Source organism: Phormidium pseudopriestleyi FRX01 (assembly GCF_017313335.1).
Lineage (GTDB): Bacteria > Cyanobacteriota > Cyanobacteriia > Cyanobacteriales > Laspinemataceae > Laspinema > Laspinema pseudopriestleyi.
Genome location: NZ_JAFLQW010000130.1, coordinates 1 through 11,599, shown reverse-complemented (window position 1 = coordinate 11,599; position 11,599 = coordinate 1). Strand labels below are relative to the sequence as shown.

The following is an 11,599-nucleotide window of genomic DNA, read 5'->3' as shown; positions in this document are numbered from 1 at the left end:
GACAACTGACAACTGACAACTGACAACTGACAACTGACAACCGACAAATGACAACTGACCGTTGCCATCTCCTTTACCCTTCACCCTTAAGCGGTGACACTTTCTGCCCACCGTTAAACTGGAGTAAGAGTGCGGCGCTTGGTGACCATCCGATAGGCTTCGATGGTGTCTCCTTCGACCCAGGTACTGAACTTATCAATACCCATACCGCATTCAAAGCCACTATTGACTTCCTTGGCATCATCCTTGACCCGTTTGAGAGAGTCGAGAACACCTTCATAGATGACATCTGCCTTCCGATGAACCCGCACCTTACAGTTGCGGATCATTTTACCGGAGAGCACATAACAGCCTGCGACAGCACCGCGACCGATTTGGAAGACAACCCGGACTTCTGCTTGACCGAGGGGTTCCTCAATCAATTCAGGATCCAGCAGACCTTCCATTGCAGCTTGGATATCATCGAGCAGGTTATAGATGATGTTGTACTCGCGAACATCAACCCCAGCGCGGTCAGCTGCCTGACGTGCGCCACTGGCGAAGGTGGTGTTAAACCCAACAATCACCGCATCAGAAGCGGCAGCGAGGTCAACATCGGTTTCGGAGACTTCTCCAGGAGCCGCTAAGAGGACGCGGACTTGAACCTCATTTTGCGGGAGTTGTTTTAAGGAGCCAATGATGGCTTCGATGGAGCCTTGAACGTCGGCTTTCAAAATCAGGTTGAGTTCTTTCAACTGACCTTCTTGAGCACGAGCGCTGAGGCTGTTGAGGGTGACCCGACGAGAGTTGAGGGCTTGATTGAGACGAGTTTCGCGATTGACATCGGCGCGATCGTCGGCGACAGCGCGAGCGTCTTTTTCATTCGAGAAGACATCGAACTCATCCCCGGCAGAGGGGACCTCGTTTAAGCCCAAGACTTCGACAGCAAAGGATGGGGTGGCGACTTCCACGCGATCGCCGCGATCGCCCACCATTGCCCGGACTTTACCCATTGTGGAGCCAGCGACCAAAATATCCCCAATATGCAGGGTGCCATTTTGCACCAGCAGGGTAGCCACCGGACCGCGAGCTTTATCCAAATGGGCCTCAATCACGGTCCCTTTCGCTGCGCGATTGGGGTTAGCCGAGATTTCTTCGATTTCTGCCACCAAGATAATCATCTCTAGCAGAGTATCCAAGTTCTGCCCTTGAATCGCACTCACGGGAACCATAATCGTCTCGCCGCCGAATTCTTCGGGGACCAGACCGTAATTCATCAGTTCCTGCTTAACGCGGTTTAAGTCAGAGCCCATCTTGTCAATTTTGTTGATGGCGACCACAATTGGCACTTCAGCCGCTTTCGCATGGCTGATGGCCTCAATTGTTTGAGGTTGGACCCCATCATCGGCAGCGACCACCAGAACGGCAATATCCGTCACCCGGGTACCGCGAGCACGCATGGCGGTAAAGGCTTCGTGACCCGGAGTATCCAGGAAGACGACTTGGTGCATCTTGCCTTTATGTTCCACATCCACATGATAGGCCCCGATATGTTGGGTAATCCCACCGGCTTCTCCTTGAGCCACCTTCGTTTTCCGGATGGAGTCGAGGAGGGTGGTTTTCCCGTGGTCCACATGGCCCATAATCGTTACCACTGGCGGACGAATCTGGAGGCTTTCCAGGTCGCTGATATCGATCATCTCGCTGACCTTTTTCGCTTCGGATTCGGCGACAGCGATCTCGACGGTGACCTCTAGTTCTTCCGCGACCATTTTGGCCGAGGGAATATCTAAAGTTTGAGTAATGTTAACGGCAATCCCTTTGAAGAAGAGGGTTTTGACGATATCGGTTTCAGGAACAGCCAAAGCATTCGCCAGTTCTCGCACCGTCATCGCTTGAGTGATGACAATATGGTCTGGACGTTCTTTTTTCTCAACTTTTTCCTGACGACGGCCCCGAGATTTACTACTGCCGGAAGAGTCGCGATTGGTATTGGGTTTTTTGGTTTGACGGGCGGGGATGATCGCACCAGTCCGGGGAGCCGGGGCCGTTTTGGGTTTAGGGGGACGGGCGATCGACAGGCTCAGAGCGGTATCTGACGATTCATCCGTCTCTAAATCGTTGTCATCATCATCATCATCTTCATCGGCCAGAGGCTTGAGTCGCCGCTTAGATTTGGTAACGCCCTTACCGGATTTTTCATCTAAGTCTTGCATCTCGTCTTCTTCGTCCTTGCGTTTTTTCACACGCTTGGGAGGACGAGGGGGAGTTTTCAGTTGAGGACGAGGGGTTTCGTTATCGTCTTCAGAGAAGGATTCCGACTCGGTGTTGGAGACGTCTTCATCCGACGAAGAGCGATCGCGTAAATCCTTGGCTTTAGCAATCGCTGTATCCCCTTCCCCAGAGCGCCGGGGCCGGACGAGTTCCGTCGCGGGTTTAGGCTTGGGTGCAATCCCAGCCTGGGGACTTTCTCGACGGGAATCGCCTTCCTTGCTGACTGATGGGGTCGGCGCAGAGGGCGCAGAGGGAGCGGGACGAGTAGGCGCACCGGGCTTGGCTGCGCGAGGCATTCCGGGGCTACTGGGGCTAGGAGTTTTCGCGGCCCCTGGGGAGGGACTCTCGTCTTTCTTGGACAGGGGTTTGAGTACAGGTCGGTCCATTTTACCGGACTCAATTTTCCGATCAGAGGAGCGGACGGGGCGGACGGGGGGAGCTTGCAGTTCTTGCAAGTCTTCCTCAGAGAGCGGATTATTTCCGTCTATGTGGTCCCCTTCTGGTTCCGAGACCCGCTCAGGGTTGCGCTCTGGGGCGAGATCCGTGGTATTGGCCTCGTCCTGAGCGGAGAATTCCTCTTCTAGATTTTGGGAGTCGGGTAAACTGGGATCACTGTCGTTATTACGCGCAGGTCGATTCAACATCATCTGCTTATTTTGATTGGCATCGGATGAGCTTTGGGCATTGGGGAAGGCACTGTCTTCTAATAGAGTTTGTCCCCCAACTTGATTATTATTATTGCGGTAGGGTTGTTTTCGGATTTCCAAAATTTCCTGTTTTTTCTTAGCGTTTGAGGGGTTTCCCAGTTCTGAGGCCGCTTGTTTTTCTTTAGTTTTGGCGGCTCCATTCGCTTTTTCGGGATGATTCATGACGAATTTTTCGATGCGATGGGCCTCATCTTCTGAGATGGTACTACTGTGGCTTTTAACTGGAATGTTCAGTTGTTCGCAAACTGCCAAAATGTCTCTGTTTTCCAAATTCAATTCCCGTGATAACTCGTATATTCTCACTTTTCCGTTGTTCATAAAACCTCCGAACGGCGGATCCCGCCCTTCGATTGTGGATCCTGGGATTTTTAACCCTGAGTGTTCAGGTTTTTCCCCAGCTTAATATTTGAATCGAAGAGGGTCGAACCGGTCTTTTAGTGCGATCGCCGCCGGGAGACCGACAGAACCCGTTGATGGCATCGGCTTTTTGGGCGTTATTGTTGACCGGCTGGGATACCAACGGACAACCGCATATCGAGAGAGCCGCACGCTCGTCTCCCACATCAGGCACGGCGCTTCGCCGGTTTAGGCGAAACCGCGTCTTCTGTTCTAGTCTTGCACGAATTTCTATAGAACTGTGGATGTTAGGCTCTATATGGTTTGGTTGTTTTTTGGGGTTCAAAGGAGAGGGATAACTCCGGGAGGTCTAATTTAGTTGGGGTTGTTATTGGGTTGGGGTGGCTGGCGGGTGATCGGATTGAGCGATCAGCGGTAACCGTTGCCCTAGGGTGGAATACAGTTCTGGAGGAACCGCCGCTTTAAGCGATCGCCCCAGTCTATTTTTCTTTTGAGCCGTTTTCAGGCAAGAGGCTTCTGGACAAAGGTAAGCCGAACGCCCCATACCCGTATCTAATTGTACCTGATCCGATGGGTAGAGTTTGACGATACGCCAGAAGGCTTCTTTCGGTGCAACTTTACGGCAACTAATACAACGTCGGTAGTTGGGTTTCATAAGATAACGGCGCTTCGGTTTGTCCGAACGACGAATTGAATCGGATTTGCAAGAGACGCTTCAGGGGTCAACTCCCCCGATCGCGTCTTTCGCCAATGCTTTACTCCAACCTCTCTTGGGAGTTCTCCCTCCCACAGCTCCCCTGGACGCCTTCTAGTTATCCCGAAGGCTTCCCCCAGACTTAAAAGAGCAATGGGCGATTTTCCCTCAACCTCAAGCCGTTCTTTGAACTGAACTAGCGGTTGAAGTTTCCTCCAACTCATCTACTCCCTCCTCAAAGTCCTCCTCTTCCTCGTAGGAAGATTGAACCCTAGAAGAATCGTAAGAAGAATCGTAGTCGTACTTCGCCGTATCCTTGATGTCGATTTTCCACCCCGTCAAGCGTGCTGCCAGCCTAACATTTTGGCCTTCTTTCCCGATCGCCAAACTGAGCTGATCGTCGGGAACCAAGACATGAGCCTGTCTCGCTTCGGGATTGACTAACCGCACCTCATCCACTTTAGCTGGACTCAGAGCATTAGCAATATAAGTCGCTGGATCCGGTGACCAGCGAATCACGTCGATTTTTTCCCCGCGTAATTCGTTCACCACCACTTGAATCCGCGATCCCCGAGCCCCAATACAGGCTCCCACCGGGTCCACATCCCGCTCTAGAGTATCCACGGCTATTTTCGTCCGGGGACCGACATGACGGGAGGGGGGATTGGCTTCCCGCGCTACGGCGACAATCCGCACCACCTCATCCTCAATTTCCGGCACTTCGTTGGCAAACAGATAAACCACCAACCCGGCATCCGCCCGAGAAACCAACAACTGAGGACCTCGGCTGGGACCTTCCCGCACTTTCTTCAAGTACACCTTGATAGTGGTGTTGGCGCGATAATTATCGTTCGGTAACTGTTCCCGTTTAGGCAGTTCCGCCTCAACTTCCGGTTGTCCAAACCCACTATTCACTGCCAGAATCACCGACTGCCGATCAAATCGCAGGACTCGCCCTTGCAACACCGTGCTTTCTAAGTCCTCAAACTCTTCCTGCACAATCTTACGCTGTTGGTCCCGCAGCTTTTGCTGGAGCACCTGCTTGGTCTGAATCGCGGCCATCCGACCAAATTCTCTTTGGTCTGGGGTCACGTCCAAAACCACCGTGTCCCCTAATTGAGCTTCATCGGCGACTTCCTGAACCTCTTTTAGGGAAATCTCGTGGTCCCCACTACTGACCAATTCCACAATGGTTTTGGTGGAGAGGACCCGAAAGCCTTCTTCTGCAATATCCAGTTCGATTTCAAAATTATCAAAAAAATGTTCGTCGAAATGGATCTTTTCCATACTAATCGTGCGCCTGTAGCGCTCGTATCCTTTCAAAAGCGCTTCCCTCAGTGCCGCTTGCACGGCTTGCTTCGGTAAATTCCGCTCTTGAGAGATACTGTCAATCATCTCCCGGAGTCCGGGGAGGCTGACCATTGCCATAATACTTGCCTCCGTTGTTCTATTTAGAGTTAGAGATAACAGGACGAGGATTCCAAACGATCTTCTAACGATCTCTTCGGGGTCTGCCTGCTTTCGCTGATGCGAACCCGTCCTTGGTTATTCTTCTCGATCTACGAGTTGCACTTTATTGATGAGGGGTCGCGGAATTGCTGTTACTCGACCTTTACGGTTGAGATAAACGGCAGTTTCGTCCCGCTTCACGAGTCTACCTTTCCACTCTGTATGCCCCTGATAGGGTTCCAGGGTTTCCACGACTGCGGGAAACCCTTTGAATGAGATAAATTCTCGGTCTGTGGTAAGCTGCCGCGAGATTCCAGGACTGGAAATTTCTAAAACGTAGGTATCCGGGATTAACTCCCGTTCGTCTAAGCTGCTTTCCAACGCCTTGCTCATGCGTTCGCAGTCATCCAAACTGGTGTCTGTGCTGTAGTTGCGGATGTCCACTCGCAGTACGGGCGGATTCAGGTTGGTATGAAAGACCGCTGCCACCACTTCTAAGCCGAGAGACTCGGCGACGGGGGTAGCGATTTCGATAATTTGTGGGATCAGGGGATGAGTCATGAGACAGATTTGAACAAAAAAAGTGGGGGTTGACCCACTTCAAAGCGAAATAACTTTTCACAGAAGTTTGGGAATGAACGGCGTTCTCTTCCCTTTGGCGGCAGGGATTTTTAGGGTCGATCGCTTGTAGTTGCTCAGACCGGATTAATCTACTTGCACGCTCTCACCGCAAGCCTTTGGGGTGGCTTTCCGGGGAAAAAGGGGGTGATCGAACCGCTGGTATGCAAGGGACAAACAGGGTTCAGATCGGAACCTCTGTCAGTTTAGCCTCGGCGATCGCGGCTGATTTGGCTTCCCCCAGTGCATATTCCAATGCCCTAGGGACTGCTTCAGTCGAGTTCAACCGTTCGGGGACCTTCCAGCTTGATCCGTTTCTTGCGGCCCAGGTGGAACCGTTTTCCCTCCTGTTCGCACTAAACCGGCACGATTTCCCAGATGCCCCACTCCAATTTTAAGGTTACTCTTTTGGAGATGCCAGTCTTTTAGGAGCCAGTTTGCCGGTTGAGTTAGGGGCGATCGCCATCCCCCTCTGAAGACTGCACTTAACGCACCCTCGGGGAAGTAGACGCTTTCCGATAGTCAGGCCATTCCGCCCCCTATTCTCAACTATCGAGTGGTTGAATGCCTTTGTCGTTCCATTTTACACGATCTTCCCAGGGATTGACCGATGTGGTCTCAACGGTCATTTGTTATGGGTCATTTGTCATTTGTTATTAGCAGATCGGTACAGTTTTAGATCCACCAGGACGAGAAACTTAGTTTTTAGCCTTTTCTTGGGTGCTTTAGCTGCATCCATGTTCTGAAAAACCCAGGTTTCTAACCCCTACGGGACCCGCGTCCTAGGACCCCCCGCAGACCCTCGCCACTCCCCTACCCCTTACAACAGTAGGTTTTTTACGTTCAGGGGGATTTGCCTCACGAACGGTCCCCGGACCTTGCCACGAGGAGGGGACCGTTCGTGTTCTTATGCGTGAAAAACCTACTATTGTAAGAGACCCTAACCCCTGTTCTCCTTTCCAGGCACCTTGATATTGCTAGTCGCCCGTTTGCGAAGGGCTTCCGTTTCATCAAACAGGTCCTCGGGGTCCGATTGTTCCATTTGTTGAACGTAGTTAATCTTAATTTCTTCCAGTAAGGACGAAATCAAATACTCAAATTCCCCGATCGTATCTTCTCTTTGCAATTCTTTTCGCAAAGCACTGCCAAAATGTTCCACCAGTTGCTGGGTCAATTTTTCCCCAACTGGGTCCGGGGGTGCATGAACGATCGCCTCATAGGCATTTTCTGGCCCCTCTGTCACCAGTCTGGATACCCGTTTGACTAACTGTTCCGCCATTTGATGCGATAAATCCCCAAACCCTGGTAACTGCTGAATCCGCCGATATAACTCCGAAGATTTCATCGTACTTTCCATCTGATGAGACAGCAGCGCCTGTAAATCCGGCTGCACTTCCGGCAGAACTCGACAAACGGTAATTTCTAACAATCGATTAGAAATCGCTTGAACTTCGTTAATCTCATTAATATCGATATACTCTTTCTCAGCTGGTTCTAATAAACTCCGGCTGATTTGTCCACTTTCTACACTCCCTTTCATCTGATTAATGGTTTGAACCACTACCACTTCCGTCAGTTCTTTCGCAAAGTTAGCCACAAATCCCAAGCGGGCTTGCTTCTGCACCCACTCAATGTTCATGAGATTGGCTTCATTGAGGCGAATCACTACGGGAATCACCCGCAACCATCGCCAAAAGGGGATGAGCAAAATCAAATCATACCATCGCCATAAAATAGCCCCGTCTAAAGTCATGTTGGGATGACGCCGCACGATTAGCCAGATTCTAAATACCAAGTCCACGAAGAAAATAGCCATAAAAAATATATCAATCAGCCAAAACCGATCCATATATTCATTCGCTATCCCATAATGCCTAAAATAATTCGACTGCATGTTCAAGCGAATTTCTTCATTAAAAAAGGCTATTTCTTTTTCCCATCCGTTGGCCTGGAAGTTCTCTTCACTCCAGAAAATTCGGAAAGCACCACTAGAGGATTTGTCCGCCCAAAGGACTTCTGGTGCTAACAGTTCGATGACATCCATAATCAATCGCGGACCTTGGGGACGAGGTTCTGTTCGCGAATAAATATGTCGGCGCATATTATTTTTAATCTCTTCTAACGTCCCATTCTTCTGAGCGCGTTCAAAGAAATTTTGGTTAATCATCGCTGTGCTGAGTTCTCGCAATTGCCCAAGGAAGGGTTCTATTCGGTCCGATTGCAAGCCATCCCGCTGTAATTCGACGGTCAGACTATCAACGAGTTGTAGATAGTTTTGGGTGTCCCGATAGGGTTCAATTCCTTTAACGGGATCATAAAATAGTTGGGGTTCATAAAAGGTCATTAAAAATCGGATATCCCGATTAAAAAAATCCATTGCTTGCCGCCATCCGACGGCATTTAAGTATTCACGATTCCAAAAGGCTAAGAAGGCTTGCTCGGCATTTTCCGCCCCCATTGCGGTTTCTATGCGAGTTTTAATTTCTTCTAAGGCTCCATAACGGTCAGTCACTCGAAATCGCTTTTCATCCACGAGGTCAATGCTCTGTTGCCTTAATTCGGCTAATAAGGGTTCAACCTGGGGGTCGTCTAATCCATTTTGCTGTAAGAGGGTTTGCAGTCGATCAACTTTGGCTAAATATTTTTCTCGTTTGGTTGTTCTAAATCTTTCTCCGAATAAATCGCCCCGGATGTAGAAGTCTCGCCCGGGAACGTAGCTGAGGTCAAATAGGACGAGGACTAAGTTAAGTAATGCGATAATGGCGACTAATTTTTCTACTAAACTGAGCCAAGGGGGGAGGTTTTCACGATCACGTTTTTTGGAGGGCATGATTGCAATTGCAGGTGGGATGGGATGGTTTTGAAAGAATTTTTGAAGTCGGTTTTAAAGCAGACAAACTATTGGCCGGGGTGTTAAAACTTAATCCTTAGCCGGAATAGGGTAAATGAAATCTGCGGGTTCTGGCAAGGACCACCCGGGGGAGAGGGGCCGGAGGTGAGGGCCTTGACACAGAACCCGGCAAGGGTGACAAACCTTCAATATTTCTAGGTTTGTTAATAAACAAGTGAATTGTTAATTTTTAATCTGAGTAGTCGTCGGTGGGTTCGTCTGGATCTTCAGAAATGGAATAGGGTTGGGGGGCCGATCGCTGGTTGAATTCTAAGGGTTTGCGTTGGGAGGGGGGTAAGCGATCGACGGAACGGCGATGGGAACTGCTGGGTCGTTCCGAGGTCCGGGTAAAGGTTTTCCAGGCGGTTTTCATGCCGGTAAACACGCTGCGGGTGGTAATTTGGACTTTTTTGGCTTGCTGTTTGGCGCTGCCGATACTGCGATCGACTTCTTTAACCATGTTGCTGGCACTTTGAACTCCTTCGGTGACATCATCGGTGAGGTCACTGATTTCCATGCCGGTGAGTCGAATCGCTTCCAGGGTCGGGGGAAATTCCCGAGAGAGGGTATCCGCTAATTTCTCCACACTACGCGCGGCGCGGGCGATCGCCTGCAATGCCGGAAGTGCCGCCAGCAGCACGAGAATCAGGCTGACAGCAACGAGTAAAAACGAAAGTCCAAGCCAAAACAAAGGGTCTGTCACAAGTCGGGTTCTACAAGGAAGGATTCAGGGGTGGGCAGAATCAGGAATGAGGCTTGTTCGGGTCAACATTACGGCTGACGATCGCCCGCCTCGGAGGATACCTCGACTTCAGGTTTAGTAGTGAGGATTTCCCGCTCTTGTTGGGTGGCTTCCATCCCGGCGGCGATCGCATCTCGCAGTCGATCGAGGGTTTCATCCCAATTTTTCAAGGCAGATGCAGACAGGCGATCGGCTTGGATCTGGACACTGCTGGAGACATCTTCTGCAATTTCTGGCAGCGCTTGGGCCGATTTTTTCAAGATGCGCCGAGTCTGGCGTGACGTTTGGGGGGCCACCAGCAAACCGCTGAGGGTCCCGATCGCTGCTCCGAAAAGCATTCCGCCCATAAAAATTACTGAACGATTCTTGCCCATTTTAGTTAGTTTCTAACCTTATTGACATTCTAGGTGGCTTTTGCCGGAATAGTCAGCCCTTGTCTCAACTTGCGGGTCTGTTTGCTGTTATTTCTATCGAGTGAGGTATGTTTATCATCTCCTGGATAGCTTTGGCTTTCGGGTTCGGCGCTTGAGGATGGACTGACGCATCCAGGCGGTTTGTCCTAAACTCAGCAGTTGCACGATCTGTCGCAACCGCAAGAGTTGTAACTCGACTTGCTGATATCGGATTCTGAGGTTGCGAGTCCCGAGTTCTCCTTGGGCTAAGGCAGTTGGGGTGGCATGGAGGACATCGTATGTGACGCGATCGGCATTCAGGATCGATTGGGTAACCTGGTTCATCGTCTGTTTGAGTTTCCACAGTCTCCAGGCAACGAAGAAGAATACTCCCGATAAGATAACGTTAATGATAATGACTGCGATTAGCATCTTTTTGCGTCTCCAAGCCGAGTCCGAGTTGAATTGAAGATCATCTGACTAACTTCCTGAGTTTATCAATATTTTTGCTATGATTGCTAGGGTCTAACCTCTCATCATTGCGATCGCAATTTAACTGTTTCAATGAGCCAATTTACGCCAGGAATGATTGCCGCCGGTCACCCCTGTACCGCCGAAGCTGGAATTGAAATGTTGCGATTGGGTGGCAACGCTTTTGATGGCGCGGTTGCCGCTATGTTAGCATCTTTCGTGGCTGAACCTGGCCTGACTTCGGCTGGTGGTGGTGGTTTTCTCCTCGCCCATACCGGCGATCGCAATCTCCTGTTTGATTTTTTTGTCCAAACTCCTCGTTCTAAACGCAACGCTCAAGAATTAGATTTCTATCCCGTTCCTGTTGATTTTGGCGGCGCGGTGCAGGAGTTCCATATCGGCTTGGCTTCGATGGGAGTGCCGGGTAACCTGGCCGGGGTCTTAGCGGTTCACCAAAAGTTAGGACGGTTACCCTTTAAGGTTGTGGTTGAACCGGCGATTCATTATGCCAATGAGGGTGTTGTCCTCAATTCTTTTCAAGCCTATTTATTAAAAATTCTCAATCCCATTTTAACGGCATCCCCCGCTGGAAAGCAGATTTATGCTCCCCAGGGAACCGGATTAGCAGCAGGGGATAAACTTTACCTGAAAGATTTGGCGGCGACTTTAGGGTATTTAGCGGAAGCGGGAATTGAGGAGTTTTATCAAGGGGCGATCGCCGAACAACTCGTTAAAGATTGTCAAGAAAATGGCGGTTACTTAACTCGGGAAGATTTAACCGAGTATCAGGTAATAGAACGAGAACCGTTAGTCACTCAATATCGCGATGAAACATTTCTGACCAATCCTCCCCCAAGTTCTGGGGGGGTGCTGATTGCGTTTGCGTTAAAGTTATTAGAATCAGTCGATTTCCAAGGGTTACGCTTTGGGAGTTGTCGCCATTTACAGCATTTAGCCAATGTTATGCGCTTAACCAATCTAGCTCGTAGCAAGGGCTATGATGAAAATCTCTATATCCCCGATTTT

The 11,599-nt window shown here is 50.2% G+C and carries 11 protein-coding genes; 2 read left to right on the top strand and 9 right to left on the bottom strand.

Going from position 1 to position 11,599, the window contains the following annotated elements; translation table 11 throughout:
- Window positions 1-113: 113 nt before the first annotated feature.
- The 5 genes from infB to rimP all read right to left on the bottom strand — a co-directional run bounded on the left by infB (window position 114) and on the right by rimP (window position 6,021).
- On the bottom strand, window positions 114-3,278 hold the full coding sequence (gene infB / locus J0895_RS05010; protein ID WP_207087022.1) for a translation initiation factor IF-2: 3,165 nt from the start codon (window positions 3,276-3,278) through the stop codon (window positions 114-116).
- 64 nt (window positions 3,279-3,342) lie between these two features.
- Window positions 3,343-3,642: a hypothetical protein gene (locus J0895_RS05005; RefSeq protein WP_207087021.1), complete on the bottom strand. Its 300-nt coding sequence runs from the start codon at window positions 3,640-3,642 to the stop codon at window positions 3,343-3,345.
- A 42-nt stretch (window positions 3,643-3,684) separates the two neighbouring features.
- The gene (locus J0895_RS05000; protein ID WP_207087020.1) at window positions 3,685-3,972 is read right to left on the bottom strand and encodes a YlxR family protein; all 288 of its coding nucleotides are present in this window, start codon (window positions 3,970-3,972) and stop codon (window positions 3,685-3,687) included.
- 213 nt (window positions 3,973-4,185) lie between these two features.
- The gene (nusA, locus tag J0895_RS04995) at window positions 4,186-5,439 is read right to left on the bottom strand and encodes a transcription termination factor NusA (RefSeq protein ID WP_207087019.1); all 1,254 of its coding nucleotides are present in this window, start codon (window positions 5,437-5,439) and stop codon (window positions 4,186-4,188) included.
- A gap of 117 nt (window positions 5,440-5,556) precedes the next feature.
- A complete protein-coding gene (rimP, locus tag J0895_RS04990) occupies window positions 5,557-6,021 on the bottom strand; it encodes a ribosome maturation factor RimP (protein WP_207087018.1) in 465 nt (154 codons plus the stop codon).
- Between the two features lie 221 nt (window positions 6,022-6,242).
- Between rimP and J0895_RS04985 the strand changes: the two genes are divergently transcribed.
- Window positions 6,243-6,476: a hypothetical protein gene (locus tag J0895_RS04985; protein WP_207087017.1), complete on the top strand. Its 234-nt coding sequence runs from the start codon at window positions 6,243-6,245 to the stop codon at window positions 6,474-6,476.
- Window positions 6,477-7,018: 542 nt separating this feature from the next.
- Here the strand turns inward: J0895_RS04985 and J0895_RS04980 are convergent.
- From J0895_RS04980 to J0895_RS04965, 4 genes are all read right to left on the bottom strand, one after another.
- Window positions 7,019-8,908, bottom strand: a complete 1,890-nt coding sequence (locus tag J0895_RS04980; RefSeq protein ID WP_207087016.1) for a hypothetical protein — start codon at window positions 8,906-8,908, stop codon at window positions 7,019-7,021.
- A 250-nt stretch (window positions 8,909-9,158) separates the two neighbouring features.
- Window positions 9,159-9,671, bottom strand: a complete 513-nt coding sequence (locus tag J0895_RS04975) for a DUF948 domain-containing protein (RefSeq protein ID WP_207087015.1) — start codon at window positions 9,669-9,671, stop codon at window positions 9,159-9,161.
- Window positions 9,672-9,739: 68 nt separating this feature from the next.
- Entirely contained in the window at window positions 9,740-10,084 is a 345-nt protein-coding gene (locus tag J0895_RS04970; RefSeq protein WP_207087014.1) for a YtxH domain-containing protein, read from the bottom strand.
- A gap of 114 nt (window positions 10,085-10,198) precedes the next feature.
- Complete coding sequence (locus tag J0895_RS04965; protein ID WP_207087013.1) at window positions 10,199-10,534, bottom strand: hypothetical protein; 336 nt, start codon at window positions 10,532-10,534, stop codon at window positions 10,199-10,201.
- 132 nt (window positions 10,535-10,666) lie between these two features.
- On the opposite strand from J0895_RS04965, the gene J0895_RS04960 reads away from it, so the two are divergent.
- Window positions 10,667-11,599 (top strand): gamma-glutamyltransferase (locus tag J0895_RS04960; RefSeq protein ID WP_207087012.1); only part of this gene is annotated, 933 nt, incomplete at its 3' end.

Coding starts and splice junctions, on each gene's coding strand:
- J0895_RS04985 (WP_207087017.1), top strand. CDS start 6,243: ATGCAAGGGACAAACAGGGTTCAGATCGGAACCTCTGTCAGTTTAGCC.
- J0895_RS04980 (WP_207087016.1), bottom strand. CDS start 8,908: ATGCCCTCCAAAAAACGTGATCGTGAAAACCTCCCCCCTTGGCTCAGT.
- infB (WP_207087022.1), bottom strand. CDS start 3,278: ATGAACAACGGAAAAGTGAGAATATACGAGTTATCACGGGAATTGAAT.
- J0895_RS04965 (WP_207087013.1), bottom strand. CDS start 10,534: ATGCTAATCGCAGTCATTATCATTAACGTTATCTTATCGGGAGTATTC.
- J0895_RS04970 (WP_207087014.1), bottom strand. CDS start 10,084: ATGGGCAAGAATCGTTCAGTAATTTTTATGGGCGGAATGCTTTTCGGA.
- nusA (WP_207087019.1), bottom strand. CDS start 5,439: ATGGCAATGGTCAGCCTCCCCGGACTCCGGGAGATGATTGACAGTATC.
- J0895_RS05000 (WP_207087020.1), bottom strand. CDS start 3,972: ATGAAACCCAACTACCGACGTTGTATTAGTTGCCGTAAAGTTGCACCG.
- rimP (WP_207087018.1), bottom strand. CDS start 6,021: ATGACTCATCCCCTGATCCCACAAATTATCGAAATCGCTACCCCCGTC.